Source organism: Paenibacillus periandrae, assembly GCF_022458865.1.
GTDB classification, from domain to species: Bacteria; Bacillota; Bacilli; order Paenibacillales; family NBRC-103111; genus Paenibacillus_S; species Paenibacillus_S periandrae.
The window spans coordinates 37906-56848 of the sequence record NZ_JAJNMU010000023.1; the positions used below are offsets into that span (position 1 = coordinate 37906).

At 44.3% G+C, this 18943-nt stretch carries 20 protein-coding genes; 6 read left to right on the plus strand and 14 right to left on the minus strand.

Features of this window, described 5'->3' with window-relative positions; genetic code table 11:
• Positions 1-43 precede the first annotated feature (43 nt).
• Together LRL21_RS32550 and LRL21_RS32555 are read left to right on the plus strand one after the other, a co-directional pair.
• On the plus strand, positions 44-370 hold the full coding sequence (locus LRL21_RS32550) for a hypothetical protein (protein WP_240419960.1): 327 nt from the start codon (positions 44-46) through the stop codon (positions 368-370).
• 256 nt (positions 371-626) lie between these two features.
• Positions 627-878 (plus strand): NHL domain-containing protein, encoded by a 252-nt coding sequence (locus LRL21_RS32555; protein WP_338044714.1) that lies wholly within the window; start codon positions 627-629, stop codon positions 876-878.
• A 262-nt stretch (positions 879-1140) separates the two neighbouring features.
• Here LRL21_RS32555 and LRL21_RS32560 read toward each other — a convergent pair whose 3' ends face one another.
• Positions 1141-2118: an aldo/keto reductase gene (locus LRL21_RS32560; protein ID WP_240419963.1), complete on the minus strand. Its 978-nt coding sequence runs from the start codon at positions 2116-2118 to the stop codon at positions 1141-1143.
• 204 nt (positions 2119-2322) lie between these two features.
• On the opposite strand from LRL21_RS32560, the gene LRL21_RS32565 reads away from it, so the two are divergent.
• Positions 2323-2871 carry a TetR/AcrR family transcriptional regulator gene (locus LRL21_RS32565; protein ID WP_240419964.1) on the plus strand — a complete coding sequence of 183 codons (549 nt, stop codon included), beginning with the start codon at positions 2323-2325 and terminating at the stop codon, positions 2869-2871.
• 83 nt (positions 2872-2954) lie between these two features.
• Here LRL21_RS32565 and LRL21_RS32570 read toward each other — a convergent pair whose 3' ends face one another.
• The 7 genes from LRL21_RS32570 to LRL21_RS32600 form a co-directional block, all read right to left on the minus strand.
• Positions 2955-4133 carry an MFS transporter gene (locus LRL21_RS32570; RefSeq protein ID WP_240419966.1) on the minus strand — a complete coding sequence of 393 codons (1179 nt, stop codon included), beginning with the start codon at positions 4131-4133 and terminating at the stop codon, positions 2955-2957.
• An 87-nt stretch (positions 4134-4220) separates the two neighbouring features.
• The gene (locus LRL21_RS32575; protein WP_240419967.1) at positions 4221-5201 is read right to left on the minus strand and encodes an aldo/keto reductase; all 981 of its coding nucleotides are present in this window, start codon (positions 5199-5201) and stop codon (positions 4221-4223) included.
• 522 nt (positions 5202-5723) lie between these two features.
• Entirely contained in the window at positions 5724-6134 is a 411-nt protein-coding gene (locus LRL21_RS32580; protein ID WP_240419968.1) for a cupin domain-containing protein, read from the minus strand.
• Between the two features lie 44 nt (positions 6135-6178).
• Complete coding sequence (locus LRL21_RS32585; RefSeq protein ID WP_240419969.1) at positions 6179-7048, minus strand: aldo/keto reductase; 870 nt, start codon at positions 7046-7048, stop codon at positions 6179-6181.
• Positions 7049-7203: 155 nt separating this feature from the next.
• Positions 7204-7956, minus strand: coding sequence for a carboxymuconolactone decarboxylase family protein (locus LRL21_RS32590; RefSeq protein WP_240419970.1), 753 nt, complete (start codon positions 7954-7956; stop codon positions 7204-7206).
• Complete coding sequence (locus tag LRL21_RS32595) at positions 7943-8260, minus strand: hypothetical protein (RefSeq protein WP_240419971.1); 318 nt, start codon at positions 8258-8260, stop codon at positions 7943-7945. Before LRL21_RS32595 ends, LRL21_RS32590 begins: the two co-directional genes overlap by 14 nt.
• Before the next feature lie 48 nt (positions 8261-8308).
• Positions 8309-8704 carry a DUF2255 family protein gene (locus LRL21_RS32600; protein WP_240419972.1) on the minus strand — a complete coding sequence of 132 codons (396 nt, stop codon included), beginning with the start codon at positions 8702-8704 and terminating at the stop codon, positions 8309-8311.
• A 237-nt stretch (positions 8705-8941) separates the two neighbouring features.
• Here LRL21_RS32600 and LRL21_RS32605 point away from each other — a divergent pair, with 237 nt between their 5' ends.
• Positions 8942-9487: a TetR/AcrR family transcriptional regulator gene (locus LRL21_RS32605; protein ID WP_240419973.1), complete on the plus strand. Its 546-nt coding sequence runs from the start codon at positions 8942-8944 to the stop codon at positions 9485-9487.
• An 88-nt stretch (positions 9488-9575) separates the two neighbouring features.
• Here the strand turns inward: LRL21_RS32605 and LRL21_RS32610 are convergent, their stop codons facing one another.
• From LRL21_RS32610 to LRL21_RS32620, 3 genes are all read right to left on the minus strand, one after another.
• Positions 9576-9812: a hypothetical protein gene (locus LRL21_RS32610; protein ID WP_240419974.1), complete on the minus strand. Its 237-nt coding sequence runs from the start codon at positions 9810-9812 to the stop codon at positions 9576-9578.
• Between the two features lie 114 nt (positions 9813-9926).
• Entirely contained in the window at positions 9927-10697 is a 771-nt protein-coding gene (locus LRL21_RS32615; RefSeq protein WP_240419976.1) for a barstar family protein, read from the minus strand.
• Between the two features lie 90 nt (positions 10698-10787).
• A complete protein-coding gene (locus LRL21_RS32620) occupies positions 10788-11054 on the minus strand; it encodes a hypothetical protein (RefSeq protein WP_420832518.1) in 267 nt (88 codons plus the stop codon).
• A 613-nt stretch (positions 11055-11667) separates the two neighbouring features.
• Here LRL21_RS32620 and LRL21_RS32625 point away from each other — a divergent pair.
• A complete protein-coding gene (locus tag LRL21_RS32625; protein WP_240419978.1) occupies positions 11668-12543 on the plus strand; it encodes a hypothetical protein in 876 nt (291 codons plus the stop codon).
• Positions 12544-12938: 395 nt separating this feature from the next.
• On the opposite strand, the gene LRL21_RS32630 is transcribed toward LRL21_RS32625, so the two are convergent.
• The 3 genes from LRL21_RS32630 to thiD all read right to left on the minus strand — a co-directional run bounded on the left by LRL21_RS32630 (position 12939) and on the right by thiD (position 17092).
• Positions 12939-13901: an L-threonine 3-dehydrogenase gene (locus LRL21_RS32630; RefSeq protein ID WP_240419979.1), complete on the minus strand. Its 963-nt coding sequence runs from the start codon at positions 13899-13901 to the stop codon at positions 12939-12941.
• A complete protein-coding gene (locus LRL21_RS32635; RefSeq protein WP_240419980.1) occupies positions 13898-15091 on the minus strand; it encodes a glycine C-acetyltransferase in 1194 nt (397 codons plus the stop codon). The genes LRL21_RS32630 and LRL21_RS32635 overlap by 4 nt, the downstream gene beginning before the upstream one ends.
• 1185 nt (positions 15092-16276) lie before the next feature.
• Complete coding sequence (gene thiD / locus LRL21_RS32640) at positions 16277-17092, minus strand: bifunctional hydroxymethylpyrimidine kinase/phosphomethylpyrimidine kinase (protein WP_240419981.1); 816 nt, start codon at positions 17090-17092, stop codon at positions 16277-16279.
• Positions 17093-17502: 410 nt separating this feature from the next.
• Between thiD and LRL21_RS32645 the strand changes: the two genes are divergently transcribed.
• Positions 17503-18603 carry an AAA family ATPase gene (locus LRL21_RS32645; RefSeq protein WP_240420091.1) on the plus strand — a complete coding sequence of 367 codons (1101 nt, stop codon included), beginning with the start codon at positions 17503-17505 and terminating at the stop codon, positions 18601-18603.
• Positions 18604-18943: the final 340 nt, after the last annotated feature.

Consider the following 18943-nt stretch of genomic DNA (forward strand, 5'->3'; position numbering starts at 1 on the left):
ATAGGCAACATACGGCGTTCCATCCGGTGCAATCGCAAGCGAAATGTACATAGTCGAGCCAGTCAAAGCTGCATTCCCTGCCAACTCCCAGCTTGATAACGTCTTGTTAAACTTCATAACAGTAACTTTATTTGTAAAATACTCCGGATACGCTACGTATGGCGTTCCATCAGGAGCAATCGCAATCGAAGTACTGGGAATAAATTCTTTTGAAAAGCCGGCATTCCCTACTAATTTCCAAGATGAACTTGCATACGCGATACTCTTGGACGAACTCCAAGCAAAGGTAGAAAAGACGAGGAAAATTAAAAGTAAAAATATAGAGATTGATTTCATTTTAAGCATAAAGCCCTTGTTCCTATTACCATAACAGTCCCAAGCTTTGGGCCGTGTTTGGGGTTGGTTACTTTTCATTTTTTGCAGTCATAGTTACCGTTTGATGCTACTAATGCGTTGGAGATGTCAGGTTTGGAGAACTGGATAATGTTTCCAATTGAATTTGACGAAACTCAATCTCTTTATTGAATTAATCGATCAAATTAGATTTTTGCAACAATCTTTCAACAATAAGTGCAGTTACTGCAAACGCAGTAACCGTTGGCAGTAACACTGCGCCGAATTACTATATCAGAAATTTTGCCGGGCAAGGGACACAAGGCTATAGTGGAGATGGCGGACCGGCGGCATCCGCCCTTCTTAATCAACCGATGGGAGTTGCCGTCGACTCGTCAGGAAACCTATATATTGCGGATTCAATAAATTTTGTCATACGCAAGGTAAATACATCTGACACAATTTCAGCTATGGGATATCTACTGTCATATCGGATAAAGGTTGCGGGGCATCTTCTCGTTCATACAGACTATGACCTTAGATGAAATTGCTCGTTCCATTGGATTTCAGTATGATACTTACTTTATTAAACAATTTACAGCCAAAAGGGAAATGTCACCCACAAACGTATGGATTATAATATCAGCCGGGTTGTTTACTTCAATAAACGGTCACAAACGGAGCGAGACTGCCGATCCGTGTCGGCAGTCTCGTCTTAGTTGGACTTGAACTATGGTTATCCGTCGTATTCATCACTTTTGCATATTATATCTCTCCAAATAACGATTGACATGCTAATACCCTACCCTAAAGTTTTCTTAACTTTGCAATGTCTTCATCTGTCCGGTTGCCATGAATCTCAATGTTTGCAAGTTCTATCTCAATTTGATTGTACTCATCCTCCGTAAGCTCTACTTCGGCTGCCCCCAGATTTTCCTGAATGCTTTCTAGCTTTCGTGAACCGGGAATGGGTACGATAAAATCTTTTTTATGTAGCATCCATGCCAGAGATACCTGTGCCGGTGTAGCATTCTTTGATTCTGCAAACCGGGTAATCAAATCCAGCAACGGCTGATTTGCGATTATGTTATCCCGATCAAAGCGAGTGATGACCCTTCTCACATCGTCCCCCTCATATTTGGTATCTTTGCTGATTTTCCCAGATAAAAATCCACTGGCTAGAGGCGAAAACGGAACAAAGCCGATACCTAGTTCTTCACAGGCAGGGATAACATCTTTTTCGAACATTCGCTCCATGATGGAATACTCACTCTGAATGGCGGTCATCGGCGTCACAGCATGGGCACGTCTAATTTCTTCCTCTGTTGCTTGGGACTGTCCCCAGGCAAGAATTTTCCCTTCCTTGATAAGTTCACCCATACTGAATGCTATTTCTTCCACGGGAATATCCTTATTCACTCGATGCTGATAATACAGGTCAATATGGTCTGTCCCGAGTCTTTTCAAGGAAGCTTCCACGTGAGTCCGTATCTGCTGCATCGTCGTCTCTTTTAAAGTAGTAGCACTATCTTTTACAATTCTAAACTTGGTGGCAAGGATAATTTTGTCCCGGATGGGTTTTATAGCTTCCCCCACTAGTTCTTCATTGGAACCATTACCATATCCTTCAGCTGTGTCAAAGAAGGTGCAACCCATATCATACGCCTGACGGATGAGTCGGATCGACTCGCTTCTGTCCGGTCCACTGCCGTATCCGTGACTGAACCCCATGCAACCCAGACCAATCGATGAAACCTCTAAATCTCTTATAAAACGCTTCTTCATATCATTCACCCTTTCTGTTATTATAGGAAAAATTTACAGCGATCTTGCAAAAAATACACATTGGTATATTAGGTGACATCTGTGTATAATTATAAGTAGAAATTAGGATGTGCTGCAATTCCTAAATGACCGCGATTCGTGTATTAGTACACAAATCAATTAATATTGTGTTATTACTTTTAAGAAAGTTTGGTGATGATCATAATGTCAAAGGTGGATAGAAGAATACTCAAATCTCAAGAAGCGATAATAAAAGCTCTTATTGAACTGATGTCTGAAAAAAATTTTGATAACATTACGATACAAGATATTTCCGACAGGGCAAACCTTAGCCGGAAAACCTTCTATCTTCATTACCTAGATAAATTTGATTTATTGGATAAGCTCATTGAGGAACATATCAACAAACTTCGAGAAATCTGTGAACCAGCATCTGAACTGAATGCTGTAGAGGGCAATATCAGCTGGTTCGAGTACTTTGAACGAAATTATGCCTTCTTTTCAGTCATGCTAGCCAGTAAAGGAGCCCCCTTCTTTCGGAGTCGGTTCCTTAAGTTTGTCGCCCAGGATATCAAGAATAGTTGGGACATGATGGAAGGAAAGAAGAATGGTATAAACGAAGATGTGATTCTTCAATTTTTCGCGCCTGCTTACGTGGGGATCGTAGAATGGTGGTTTACAAATGGCATGCCTTATCCTCCTCATATCATGAATGAGCAGGTGGGGATTCTGTTAGAGAAGAACCTATCCTAGTGATCTTAAATTCGTGAAAATTAAGGAGCAGTTGCCTAAGTCAGACTGCTCCTCCTTGTTTCATATTTATCACTTATCTTCAGTCAACTCGATTCGATAGGAAGAGAGTCCACATTCAGAGACTCTCCTTTATTTTTCAACAAACGTTTCACAAAATAAGTGAAAAGAAGCAAGGAAACTACAACCGACCCGGCGCTGACCGCGAACAATACCTGGTAGCTTGTGTGCTGGGAGACCCAGCCCAGCATGATAGCACCCAGTCCTATACCAAGGTCATTAGCAGTCGAAATCGTGGCGTTGGCGACGCCTTTGCGGTCCGGACGGGCCAGAAGTATCGTCGCCGATTGAAAAGCCGGTTGCGCAGAACCGAAGCCGATACCATATAGAACAGCCGATGCCAGGACGCCGATCAATCCGGTCGAGAGGCTCAGGACAATCAATGCACAAATCGTAATAACAAGTGAAGGCACAATAACAACCATCTCACCGTAGCGATCGGAAAGTTTTCCTGAAAGGGGACGGCTGAGCGCAAGCGTTGCAGCAAAGGCCAGAAAGAATGTGCCGGGATTGACCTGGATCGAACTTGCGAACAGCGGAACAAAGGTGGTAATGCCGCCATAAGCGATGAACATAAAAAAGACCGACACCGCAAGTGGCAAGACCGATTTTTCATACAATTCGATTCTTCTTGCGCCCTTTTGCGGCCGAAAAGGAATTTTTGCAGCAAACGTCAGAAGCAGCGCTGCTGCAGAGAGGACGACAGCGAATAGAAACAAAGCACTGTACGAATGGTTCTGTGTAACCCAGATACCGAACAACGGACCGATCGCCATAGCAAGGGTCGTGGACGTGCTAAACCACCCCACTCCTTCGCCGCGGCGGGCAGCCGGGAGCGTATCCGTAATCGACGTGATCATGGCGGTGGTGGAAAGCGCCCAGCTCAACCCGTGCAAGATTCGGAGAGCTATAAGAACGACAATTCCACCAGCCCAGTTATACATATACATTGCGAAGATAAAAAGAAGCAGCCCCCAGACGATAAATGGCCGCCTGCCGAGCCGCTCCAGCAGCCCGCCGACGAGAGGCCGAAAAATAACGGCGGACAAAGCAAATGCACCCATCGCCAGACCAACTTGTGATTCGCTTCCGCCCATCTGTTTGATGAACGGAGGTAACGTCGGATACAGCATGTAAAAAGCGACAAATAGGAACAGGTTTCCGATCGACATGAAAACAAATTGTTTCGTCCATAAGCGTTCCATTAATCATTCCTCCTCGGGCGCAGGTTGACTTTCCTCCTCGTAACTTCATAGCTCCTTCTCTGCTGCCTGTTGAATGTTCTTACGCCATTACAGGTGACCAACGATCCGGTGAGGTACATACGGTTCTTCCAACGACACAATTTCTTCTGGTGTCAGTTTTATCGAATGAGCGGCTACCGCATCCTCGAGGTGCGAAATTTTCGTCGCGCCGACAATGGGAGCGGTTACCGGGTCTTTCTGCAGCAGCCAGGCAAGTGCGATATGGGCGCGCGAAACGCCGTATTTTTCTGCGATAGCCGCAACCTGATCGATGATCAATCGATCGGTAGCTGCAGTCGAATCGTATTTCTGTTTCACAATTTGATCGGTTTCAGATCGATGTGTTTTTTCCTGCGGATCCTTAGTCAGCCTACCTCCTGCAAGTGGGCTATAGGGAATCACACCAATATTTTCAGCCTTGCATAACGGAAGCATCTCTCTCTCTTCTTCACGGTAGATGAGGTTGTAATGATTCTGCATCGATACGAACCGAGTCCATCCATTGCTCTCGGCTACATGCAGGGCCTTCAAAAACTGCCATGCATACATGGCAGAAGCGCCTATGTATCGAGCCTTCCCGGCCTTAACCACATCATGCATGGCTTCCATTGTCTCTTCGATGGGCGTATTGTAATCCCAGCGGTGAATTTGGTACAGATCCACGTAATCTGTTCCCAAACGTCTTAGGCTTTTGTCAATCTCACTCATGATTGCCTTTCTGGAAAGCCCGGAACCGTTTGGACCTCCATGCATGCACCCATTCACCTTCGTAGCGAGCACAATTTCATCCCGATTTGCATATTCCTTCAATGCTCGCCCAGTAAACTCCTCGCTTGTACCGGCTGAATAAACATTCGCTGTATCAAAAAAATTAATACCAAGTTCCAAGGCTTGTTTAATGATCCGACGGCTGCTCGTTTCATCGAGTACCCATTGATGTCCCCCTGGCACGACCACACCAAAACCCATACAGCCAAGACAAATTCGAGATACATCCATACCGGTATTTCCAAGTTTCACATACTCCATTAGTTTGATTCCCCACTTTCCTATGGTCATTTCATTATTTAATATCTTTAAATAAATCTAAATTGCTCCAGAGGCCGTCTGTTCCCCCGCCGGACCACATGGGGGCTACATCACCGGTGAGACTATCAATATAGTCGGCGGTCTCGGAATCTAAGTCAGACAGGAACAGGTGCCCGTGCATGGGCACCTGCCAAGCTTTCTGATGTGCGCTAGTCGTGATCGCAGTCCGCCGGCCTGGAACAATATTGTGATCTTTGAACTTGCCGATCTGATGCAGCGAAGCTGAACTCCGTAAAGAAGCATTGTGAGAGATTCGGCCAGTGGATTCGATGTAGGCTCCGTATGTGCTTATCTAAAAAGTTGAAACGAGTGTGCACCCGAATTTGCGAGCTTGGGCCTGCTTTGTATTGGCAAATTCTACCGGAGGTGCATGGAAAATGTTACGAAACACAAATAATGCCCTACCGACTTCCATGTACGGTGGTGTGAGATGACTGGGGCTAGCCGTCTCCACTTATTCGATTATTTCAAATTGTTGTAATGCTCCTCTGTTACTGGTTCCAACCATTCCGGTTTACCAGCAGTGATTGCAATGTGTTCAAACCAGCTGTCTTTTGCAGCACCATGCCAGTGTTTTACACCATCGTGAGTGACAATAACATGACCAGCTTTTAAGAATTGAGCGGGTTTTCCTTCTTCTTGGTACCAACCTTCGCCACCAATTACTAATAAAAGTTGAAATCCATCCCAATGAATATGCCAGTTATTTCTGCATCCTGGTTCAAAGGTCACATTCCCAACTCCAACATTAACTTTAGGATCGGCAACCAACGTTTTTAGGTAACTTTGTCCAACAAAGTAATTTGCAAATGCTTCATTCTTCTCTCCCACGGGGAAAATCACGCCATTTTTGACTTCTTCATATTTTGCCATTCTGCATCCTCCAATATAATCATTAATATTAGTTTCTCTGACTGTCATTTCACTTTATTTTTCTCTCCAAAGACTGGGAAGAATCCATGCTCACCATAATTCTGGATGGTCTCAACATTTTTCAGAATCTCCATATCTGCATCGCTAATAATAAAATCAAGCTTTGCATTGATTCTCATATGATCTGGATTTGCCGTCTTAGGAATGACTACAAGACCAAGCTGGATATCATAACGTAAGCAAAGCTGAGCAACAGATACTCCATTCTTATCAGCGATTACCTTAACCTCTGTATGATCAAGGATCGCACCGTGCGCAATTGGTGAATAGGCCTCTACCAGGATGTCATTCTTTTGACAGAATTCAATTAGCTCCAAAGGAGTATTGCTCACATGTGCCAGGATCTGATTGACCATAGGCTTGATCTTACAGCTTGCAAGTATATTCTCTATATCATCCTGAAGGAAGTTAGAAAGACCGATTGCCTTTACTTTGCCTGTCTTATAAGCATCCTCCATAGCTTTCCATACTTCTTTGTTTTCCTCGAAGTACCGGTTTTCTTCACGGAACTCCTTCCAAGGCTGTGGGCTATGGATAATCAGAAGGTCAATGTAATCCAGTCCCATTTTTACTAAAGACTCATCAATAGACTGCGTAACTGAATCATGGTTCTTTGCTTCTGCAGCAACCTTTGTCGTAATGAAAAGTTCTTCTCTTGTGACACCGCAGGATCGGATTCCTTCACCTACACCAGCTTCATTCATATAAGCCTGAGCAGTATCAATATGGCGATACCCAATAGATACCGCATCACGCACTGCCTGTGCTGCCTGTTCATCGTCAAGCAGCCAGGTGCCAAGACCTAATTTTGGAATTTCTACACCATTTGATAATTTGTACGTTTCGTTTAACATGTTTTTGTCTCCTTTGCATTGTTATATTTTTGTAATAGGTTTTCCTTTATACATGGTTTTCCCATTCATTGGTATTACCGCCGCAAGCCATGAGAGTTAAGGTCAGCTAAAAAGCAAGGAACAGAGAAAAGATTATATAAACTAATTTTTTTCAACTACTCTGGAATCATTTCATTGAGACAAGCTAAAGCGTTTAGTGTTCTCGGAAAGCCCATATAGGGAAGGCAGTGAGTGATAGCGGAGATCATGGCTTCCTTGTCATTTCCTACATTTTTGTTACCCTGTACATGTGCCTTCACTTGACCTTCTGCGCCACCGAGTGCACTGACAATGCAGAGAGTCAGCAATTCTCGCGTCTTTAAATCAAGACCGCCGCGGGTATAGAAATCGCCAAAGCAGAAGGCAGAAAGGTAGTCCTGTATATGCTTTTGATTGGATGGGGCAATTTCCCGCATTTTTTCAATGAGATCCCCGAAAATCTCTATCTGCACGCCTAGCCCCTTTTCAAACCGATTTTCTTCTTCCACCTGCTTCTGGCTTTCAAGCGGCAATGCAATATTCCTGGCTTTGAAGACTTCATTGATCTCATTAATGGCGTTTAGCGTTTTGGGGAAACCAAGGTATGGCGCACAATGGTAAATGGCTTCTTTGATTTCCAATGGTGTGAGTCCAACGTTCAGCGCGGCATGAGCATGTGCCTTGAGCTGGGGCAAGGTTTGATTGGTTGCAAGCACTACTAGAGTAATAAGCTCGCGCTGTTTGTTATCCAGGCTGCCTTGATAATAAACTTCCCCAAAAATAAAACGGCTCAGGATGTTCTGAAAATCAGGATCGGTTGCATAAACCGCTGGCACTCCATCGCCAAATAGTTGTTTGTACGTTTCTTGGCTCTTTTCATTCCGATTCATAACTAAGCCTCCTGCTTGTTTTTTGCGGCTGAATGAAACCGTTGCAAGAATTACGGAAATGGCGACTGATATGAAAATAAACATGGCGGATAATGGTCCATGTGACAAAACTACAAATAATACCGCAGCTGTAGATGTAAAGGCTATACAAATCGAGTCCAACGATTTTTGCCTTCATCGTCTCTTTGATGGGCGTGTTGTAATCCCACCGATGACACCCCTTCTCTGGATCGCCGAAACCTATACAACCAGGATAAATCTGAGATACATTCAAGCCGGTATTCGCAAATTTCGTATAGTCCATTTCGTCGTTCCTCCCTTATTTGCTTAAATAAAGATCAAATGGGTGACTTTATTGTTGTACATCAGGCATTGATTCGCGCGGCGCAACCTTGACGGTCGCAGAACGGGATCGCGCGCTGATCATCGAGTTCAGATAGGGGCTTACCTTGTATTTCGCACGGTATGCATCGTCGATGAGATCGACCATTTGCCCAGCGATCGGTTCGAAAGATACCTCCTTTGTCATGCCAGCGACAGTAATGAGTCCCGTCTTCTGCCGCACGGCTGCCTGATACCAACGGGAGTTCTGCCCGTAGTAGGCGCGTACATAAAGTGAGCCACTAACCACAACAGACCAAATCCAAGTCGGGGTGCCGTAGGTTACTCCGTCTTCACGGAACGGCGAGATGTGTAGGTCATCGGCTTCAGCCATTCGGTTCAGTTCTTCTTTCGACCATGCTCCCATCCATGGTATCCTCCTAAAACTTTGATATTAAATATGCGGTTATAAACCATATATAGTGTGTACCAAACTCGAACTAACTACAGCGACACAAAAATGAACATTGATTGTTTAATCAACTCGCGTTTATAATTATAGACAGAAACAACATACTTGCAATGGTCAATTCCTCGCGATATGTGGATTACTCAACAAAATATCAATAATTGCCGATTATCTTACGTAGGGGGCTTTTTAGAAATGACTAAAATGGATCGAAGAGTACTCAAATCACGAGAAGCCATAAAGAAAGCCATTCTTGAACTGATGGCAGAAAAAAACTTCGATGACATTACCATCCGGGATATTTCCGACAGGGCGAATGTGAATCGAGGTACGATATATCTACATTATATGGATAAATACGATTTGCTGGATAAGATTATCGAAGAACACATCAGCAATCTCCGTGAACTTTGCCATTCTGCATCTGACATGAGCTTCCAAGAAGGAAACTACGTCTGGTTCGATTATTTTGCGGACCATCATTTGTTCTTTTCAACCATGCTAACCACGAAAAGTGCAGCTCATTTTCGTAGCCGATTCCTTGATTTAGTCGTCCAAGAGTATAAGGTTGAAGTCGATGTAACCGAAGGAAAAAATCAAGGCTTAGATGGAGATGTGATTCTTCAATTTTTTGGGGGGGCTGTCGTTGGGGCCGTGGAATGGTGGTTCAGGAACGGAATGCCTGTGCCCCATCGTGTCATGGCAGAACAAACGGGGATATTGCTAGATAGAAATTTTTAATCGCATTTCCCCTTTTTGACCAAAATCCTCATCCCTAAATCGAGATGAGAATCTCTTTTTGAGGTCAATAAGATTCACTAGCGTTGCATTAATTTTCTCTGAATGTCCATAATCTTCTGTCTTTATTAATTTCAAGTACAAAAAAATCCTTTACATTGGAATGGCAGGTAGTTCCTGTCCATAATCCACAGTTGGTGTAAAGATTATAGTTAGCTTCCGCATTGCATTGACCGTTGTCATTTGAGAACAACAGATTCGGTTGTTCTGCTATCTCAATAATTTCGTTATACAATTTTACTCCCTTATTTTTTAGAAATTCAATCATTAAAATGCATCTCTACTTTCCAGAATATTTAATTTTTTTCCTATATAATAAAGCAACCTTGCATTCTTTTCTCATGAAACTTCGATTTTATTGGCTTTTAGAAAAATGATGTTATTAGCAAATCAATGTAACTTGATTTGAAATTAATAAATCTTCGATTTTTTGTAATTTTACTCTCTCAGATTCTTTTATTTTATATTGATGTATTAACTCATTAAAATTTCCATTAGAAAAATGGAGAGCAAATGGCGGCTTTGCGCCAAAACCACCACAAAAACAATCATCAAGACTATCCAAACACGAACCATAATATCCACCTGGTCCATTCATTGCTTCTCCTAAGGCATAATAGAAGGATTTAGAATCGACTACATGAGTCATATCTAAGTAATAATTTTTTTTATTAGTTGAATTATTATAATATGTAGCGGAGTGTATTCGAATAACTTCTAACCAACCTAACCTTTGTCTCTGTGATAGACTTGACCATGTATTTATTTTTGTTGGTTTTTTGATCATCCATTGATTCCAAATTTCCTCGGCTTCAATAGAGAGTTCTGACGCGAACTCACCAGACAATTGCAGATTTAATATCCCCTGAAGAGTAATTGGATTCTTAAGAAAATAATATGGTTTATCTAGAATAAAGTTATACGAGCCAATTATCTTCCCATCTTGACTCAGCATATTAATATGAATTCCTGTCATTTCAGATTTGGTTGCCAAGCAGTGATCAATAAAGGTCTCCGATAACTCTAAACCCTGTATAACTATTCCATATAAATCGCATACTTTACTGCTCCGTTTACCTAAAAAACCTACTATATCCATACAGTTCCCAATAAGCAAATCACTTTTATCATCTATTAGTAAATATTTGTTCATAATACCTCCATTATTACCTCTAATGTAGCTATTTTTTAAGCTTTTAGTCACCTCCAATTTCAAATAAAAGACTCGTTTTATTCCTTTTATTCAATTATTTTTACATTGTACAGTAAAGCCCTCTTCAAGAGTAGGCATTTCCAATTTTTTCATGGTGCTCTTTATTCCCACATCTGGAATCTTCTCTTTACCTTGACGCAATTCATTTCTTTTCAGGGATTCGGTAAAATTAGGTTCGAAATAATAATCTATTACTTTAAACTTATAGTATGTGTATTGAAAAATTTTTCTTTGTAAAAGGTTGATTTCCCTGAAGCTTGTATACCTATAAAAATCACACATTCCATATTCATTCATCCTTATCTAAATATACATATTGATTAATATAGTTCCTATCCTGAGAAAATACCGGTGTCTCATGATCAACATCCCATTTACTTCGTTTGGCTTCACCTTTAAAGTGTTGCTGCTTAGCGAACTCAAATAGCCATGGGATCCTTTACCCTTCAATATTATGTAATTAAATCCTTCCATAAAGTCTTGTTCAATATAGTATTAAAGTCTTGTTCAATAGGATTCAATATGTGGTAAAATATAGCTATAAATTTATGGTGGTGAAGGTGTGTATGGCTAAATATAATCAGCGTCAATGCAAACGAATATTATCTGATAGATTAATGGAAAAGAGATACATGATATTTAGATCTTCAAATTATGTACCCAAATATATTATTCAAGCAATTAAAGATAATAAGAAGCTTAACTATTTAGTACGGCATTTTGAATATGATAACGCCTACAAAAATTCACCTCTAACATATCAAATATATAAGATTAAAGCGTTCAATAATGAGGAAGAAAAACAAAAAGGGAAGCACCTCCATTTTATCGTTGATCGGCCCTGCCGAGCCGCGGGGACTCTCCCTCCGCCGCTCGAAGTACGAGAATTTTCCTCGGGATGGCCATGCCGATGAGGGATGCTGCTGAGGGTCAGCAGGAGCACATCGAGACACTGCCGCTGTTCTCCACCACGGACAAGGGCGGACGGATGACTGTGCTCCGGCCGGGACGCCGCGTCGGACGCACAGCTCCGCTGCTGCCGTGGCTGCTCGCAGCCGCTGCACTGTGGGCGCTGACAGGCTCCGTGCCTTTCGGCGCCCTGCTCGGCCTGGCGCCGACACCGGCGATCAGCATGCTCCTCGGCCATCCGGTTACAGTGGGCGTCGCAGTGGTGCTGCTGTTCGTCGCGATCGGTGCGACCATCGGAGTGTACTCGCAAGCGATCGAGCAGTTCGGACAGACCAGGGTTGCCGGCCTGTTCGCGAGGCTCGCGGTCACAGGAGGACTCGCCGTAAGCGCGGGAGTCCTCCTGCTCTGGACGCTGACGAGTGATCCGTCGCGATCCTTCGACTTCGAAGCCATCGCGACATCGCCGACGATCCCGCTAGAGTTCGGTGCCGTAGTCGGAGCCGGCTTAGCCCTCTGGGCCGCCATCGCGCTCCTGCGGTTGCTGGGCTCGATCGCTCACGCCCGGCGGCGTCAGGCGGACATCGAGCGCCTTCGCGTGGAGGGCTCGTCATTCACCGGGACGCTGACCGCCGTGAACTTCACGAACAGTTGGCTCTTCAATTTCCCGGTGTTCACGGTCGAGGTAGGTTACATCGTCGATGGTGCTCCTCGTGTCGTCTCTGCGCACATGCGCACCAGCGCCGACCGCGTCCCCGTCGTCGGCTCGCGCATGCTCGTGCTGATTGATGATGGCGGAACCAGCCATGTAGAGCTGGACCCGTCCAACGGAGCGACATTCGAGCCGGACGTGGGGAAGTATGCCGCACCGGACGGCTGATGCTTCGGTTGGTGCATTGATCGGGAGCGGCGAGTGCATCTAGTGCAACAGTTCACGCCCCGACGGCTCTATGATCGGTCTCCGGAACGATGTCCAGCACACGCTCTGGGAGCAACTGGTGTCGGCACGAATCGGCGCGCTGGGGAGTATGTGTAGCCGTTTGTTGTAGTGAAATTTCCAGTAAATACTCTTTCAATATGATTCTTAATGCAACCGTCTTCTAATATTCTTTTTACTAAAGATTCTGTTGTTCCATGATAAAGTATCAAAATAAACACATCCTGACGAAATATTTTATCCATTCCGTTTTCAAATTAAATTTCACCAGTGTGAATTCGCTTATTGTCAGCCCAATTACAATCGCTTCCATCACGAATCCTTTATCCCCCTCTTTCTTAATTTGCTTTGAGTAAAAATTTAGGGCGCAACTGTGCAAGCATGTCTTCCGTCATTTTGGTCAAATCGTATTCCGCTTTAAAACCCCATTCCTGCTCGGCTGCCGTAGCATCGATGGAGTTGGGCCAGCTGTCTGCTATGCTCTGACGGGCAGCATCGATGGCGTATTCCAGTTGGAATTCAGGGATATGCTTTTTAATTTCGGCTGCAAAATCCTCCGGTTCAACGCTCATGGCCGTAATGTTAAATGCATTTCTATGGATGAGTGTAGAGCTATCCGCTTCCATCAAGGCAATGATCGCATTCAGCGCGTCTGGCATATACATCATGTCCATATAGGTCCCTTTACCAATATTCGAAGTATATTTGACGTTCTTCATCGCTTCATAGTAAATTTCCACTGCATAGTCAGTTGTGCCGCCGCCTGGTGGTGTGACATAGGAAATTAATCCGGGAAAACGCAGCCCTCTGGTATCAACGCCAAATTTGTGGTAGTAATAGTCACATAACAGCTCACCGGCAACTTTATTCACGCCGTACATCGTCGTAGGCCGCTGGACGGTGTCCTGCGGTGTATTGTTTTTAGGTGTTGTTGGACCGAATGCCCCGATGGAGCTCGGTGTAAAGAATTGGCATTGCAATTCTCTGGCAACTTCCAGCGCATTGACCAATCCACCCATGTTCAAATTCCAGGCAAAAAGCGGTTTCGTTTCGGCAATGGCTGACAACAAAGCAGCCAGATGCATGATGGTATCGACCTGATACGTTGCGGCAATGTCAAACATGCTTTTGGCATCCGTGACATCAAGCACTTCATAGGGACCCGATTGGGCAAGCTGTGTTTCTTCCTTTTTCCTGATGTCTGTTGCGATGACATTGTCCGCACCGTAAATGTCTCGCAGTTTCGTTGTAAGCTCGGAACCGATTTGACCTAAAGCACCGGTGATTAATATTTTTTTCATTGTAAGATCCCCATCTCTTTCCCAACTTTTTCATAAATGGCAACTGCACGATCGAGCATCTCCGTTGTATGTGCCGCTATCGGCATATTTCTTACCCGGCCTGTGCTTTTAGGTACGGTCGGCAATACGATTGCTTTGGCATATACGCCTTCTTCAAAAAGCCTTTTACTGAATTCCTGGGTCTTCTGCTCTTCACCAATCATGCACGGAGTGATCGGCGTATCACTATGGCCAATGTCGAAACTCAGCTTCCTCAGGCCTTTCTTGAAATAGTTTGCATTATCCCATAGCTTGTCGTGCAATTCCGTACTGCTCATCAGAATTTCAATGGCTCTGATGGAAGCAGCCACATCTCCAGGAGGCAACGCTGTCGAGAACAGAAAAGGTCTGCTTCTTACCTTTAGCCAATCGATTAGATCCTGTCTTCCTGCCACATAGCCGCCGACTACCCCGATCGCTTTGGAGAGGGTCCCGATTTGAAAATCAATCTTGTCCGACAGTCCAAAATGTTTGACAGTTCCTGCACCTTTTCCTAAAACACCGGAACCATGCGCATCGTCAACATAAGTGATGAGCTCAAATTCCTCTGCCACTTCTGCAATTTCGGGGAGCTTTGCAATATCGCCATCCATCGAGAAGACGCCATCTGTAATCACCATGATTTTCTTATATAACCTAGATTCTTTGGCTTGTTTGGCTTTCGCCCGTAAATCGTCGATGTCGGAATGATTATACGCAATAATTTTGGCTCTTGAGAGTCGACATCCATCAATGATGGAAGCATGGTTCAATTGATCTGAAAGAATGGCATCATCTTTATCCATAACGCCAGAAATCGCAGCCATATTGCAATTAAAGCCGGATTGGTAAGCGATTGCAGCTTCCGTGTGCTTAAACTCAGCAAGCTTTTGTTCCAGCTTGACGTGCAAGTCGAGCGTTCCGTTAATGGTTCTAACCGCGCCTGCGCCTACTCCAAATTTATGCGTGGCTTCCACCACTGCTGCAATCAATCGCGCATCCGTAGCCAACCCCAAATAATTATTGGATGATAAGTTAATGAGCTCCTTACCGTTAATCGTAATGATCGGACCGTTTGCGCTTTGTAGCGGGTGAATGTCGTTGTACAATCCCTTGCTTTTTAACACGGATAAATTTTCTTGCAAGAAATGCCCTAGTAATTTACTTGTCACTGTACTTTCCTCCCTTATGGATGTTCAATTTTCGCATTCTGCTAGTTCCTTGCATCCTATTTGGTCGTTTCTTCAAAAACAAATGTCCACTGTATGGATACAATAAATAACCTGTAAATCGGCTTTAAATAAGAGTTTATAATTATTTACTATAACACCGTTTTATTTATATGTCCACGTGTAAAGGACACTAAATCATTATTTTTTTTGCCCAGCTATACAGCGTTTCTATCTCAAATAATTCCACAAGGATAAACGACTACGCCGTCTTTCTGAAAGAAAACTGTGCGCTTGTCCGGAAATATAATAACGGTATAATTAATGTTCTCATGATAATATCAGTTTTTAACGAAGTTGATGAACAATTAGATGGGTATATACTAAAATTATTGAAAATGGTACTGAAGACAATACAACGGAGTACGAGAGGTTAAAATCACATACCACGAGGCTGCCGCAGGAAAGATTTCTATCAAGGCCCTCGGTCATCCCGTAACGACACCCTTGCTCTTGGCTAACGGTAAGCGTTCACCAGCCCCTGCTTGAGATCCCATCCTAAAGATGACGCCCATACCGGACATAAAATGAAAAACCTTCAAACCGATTCATCTCGGCATGAAGGTTTCAATGGTCACGTCAGCGATCTCAATTAATTCAACAACGAAGGAGATTTCTGGTGGCCGCTCGTTAATTGACTTAAGTTTCCATTTCATCGATTGGCTGTATGGGTGATGGGCAATCCCAAGCCGGTAGCTGTTACTGACGCTACCTATATCCAACTCTGTCCACAGCCGTTTCGCTGAAAAGAATGAGGATGCGAACTTCGTCGAGCTTCGCGGCACCAAAGCGGGCAGTAATTTGCGGAATGGTGTGCTGCAGCTATACTCCGAAGCAGCAGGCTAATTTACGAACGTCACCACTGTCCTGAAAAAAGATGCCCCCCAGGCCACGGAGAGCATCTTAGACATTTTATCGAAGTCGTCCAGCAGCGAGCAGAACCTAACAATCTGCCGGAGCATGGAGTTGCTATGATTAAAATATTATCAGCCATCTGTATATCTGCGGAAACCGGCAGAGAGGCTCTTCTATAGCCAATTAATCTGTATAAATCATTTGCAGGGTCTGTCAGATACAGACAGGTGGCTATGAATTATGAGCCATTATCTGAGCGTTTTCATCCTTGGCTTACTTCTCCAGGCGATAGCCTCCGTGGAAGACAGGTCCTACATATTTATTAAAGGTGTAGCCGTTACGGATGGCTGCCGAGACAAAATCCTTGGCCTTCGCCACGGCTTCTTTCACGGACAGGCCGCAAGCTAGGCCGCCGGTAATTGCTGCGGCAAAGGTGCAGCCCGCTCCGTGGTTGTGAGCCGGCTCAATCTTGGCCGTCTGGAGGATCGTATATTCAGTGCCATCGAAGAAGATATCGACCGCATGTTCGCCGCTCAGCGCCTTGCCGCCCTTCACGACAACATGACGTGCGCCGAGGCCGTGAATCAGGCGGGCGGCTTCCTTCATGCCCTCAATTGAAGAAATCTTGCCAAGTCCTGACAGTACGCCAGCTTCGAACAGATTAGGTGTGACCACTATAGCCAGTGGCAACAGCAGGTCGCGAATCGCTTGTGCGCTCTCGGGATTCAGTACCTCGTCTTCTCCCTTACAGACCATAACCGGATCAATAACCACGTTAGTCTGGAGATTCCCCTTAATGGCTTGCTCTGTTACACGTACAATTTCTACACTGCCCAGCATGCCGGTCTTCATAGCATCCATCGGGCCGCCTGCAAAGACAGTCTTCAATTGCTCTGTAACAATTGCGGCATCGATAGGATATACATTGTGATGCCAGCCGTTGTCGGGGTCCATCGTAACTATTGTTGTCAATGCGCTGAATCCATAGGTGCCATATTCTTCAAAGGTTTTTAGGTCCGCCTGAATGCCTGCGCCTCCACTGGAGTCGCTTCCGGCAATGGTTAAGGTTTTTTTAATGATTCTTGACATTGAGCATGTCCCCTTCTCTTTTATCTAAATTTATAAAAAACGAATTTTATTGATTATAACAAAAATCAGCATCCACGTCTTCGAAAAAGTAATGAGGCTGCTCACCTGAGAGCGATCACATGTCAGTACGACGAATTCATCTCCGGAGAACCGCACGACAAATCGGAAATGCCAGCTGACTCGTATAATGCCGATCCAGATGACGCAATGCCTCCCATGGATCCCATTTCATTACTCTGCCCCGTCGTATTAACGGCGACAGCCGGTTATACATTATCGGTCAACATTTTAAACACCTCTGTGCACCAACCGGAATATGTTGAACCATAGGCATCTATCCCATATGCGCTGCCCCTACCGATTCATGACAAATGTGAATTTTGCTGGTCAAAGGATGGGCGCGCAAAGGAGTGTTCAGGTTGATTGAAAATGCATCCCACTATTTTGCCCGCGGTAATACAGCACACGGAGTTTATTTTTTGTATAAATCGGCTTTCCAAGAGCTTGATAAGATTCTCGTCCTAATAGGTCCCCCTGGTACAGGTAAATCCACAATCTTGCGTAAATTGGCGGACAGTCTGATGGACAGAGGGCAGCACGTGCAATGCTTCCATTCCCCGCTTCGACCGGATGAGCTGGACGGCATTATTGCAACCGAATTAAAAGTTGGTATTGTCGATGGGCAAGCTAGTGAGTGGAGCATAGAGGGCGGCGCAGCTGCAACCATTGAGTTTGATTTCGGAGTGGCGCTTGATAACAGAGGTATGTCCACGGTGACTCTTGGAATGATCGAAGAGCTCAGTGGAAAGCTTATCTATGCTTATTCCAAAGCCTATGAATCCTTTGCAGCCGCTTTACGGATTCATGATGAATGGGAAACATTTTATATCGAAAGCATGGACTTCGGTAAGGCAGACCAAATCACGCAGGAACTGATTCAGGAATTGTACGATGGTCATGAAAACTGGACACCAACCATTGGACGTCACTTATTTTTCGGGGCAGCCACTCCGAAGGGTGCGTTTGATTATATTCAAAGCTTGACAGCTCCGTTGAACAGGCGGATTTTTATCAAAGGAAGACCGGGGTCCGGTAAATCGACGCTTCTGAAAAAGCTTGCTGCTGCGGCCGAGAAGAAAGGCATCGAGGTTCAAGTGTATCATTGCGGTTTTGATCCAAACAGCCTGGATATGCTGATCTTCCCGAAACTTAGCACAGCTATTTTCGACAGCACCGCCCCTCATGAATACTTTCCAGATCGGGACGGGGATGAGATCTTGGATATGTATGAACGCACCATGACCCCAGGGACGGATGAAACCTATGCAGCTGAAATAGCTGCAATTAAAGAACGATATTCGGCAAAGATGAAGGAAGCCACCTCACATTTGGCGGCAGCTGAGGCCATCGATTCACAGATTAAATCCTTTTATACGGCTGCGACGAATTTTTCAATTGTTGAGAAGCTGCAGCTTCAGGTGCAGTCAGAATTAATGAACCCAAGCCTGTAGCAGCTGGTGAAATCGTTTTAGAGGGTGTCCCAAAAGCCATGAAAATGACAAGGGGCACCCTCTTCTAAGTACATCTTATCGAACATCGATACCCATCAATGTACGGTAGCTTTGTTCTCGGGTTTACTCTCCAAATATATCGATTGATTTTTGTAAAGTCTATTTCAGAGGATCCACCACGGGCACTCTCAAAATCAATAATGCCAGTGACCTTGTTATCATTTACTCATATATTACCATATCTACAAGCAATTCCTGCACTCTCGTACCCGTTGAGTCCCTTTATTTTATTTTGCATTGATTTCCGTTAAAGCTCATGCATCAGGAAGTCCCACCGAGT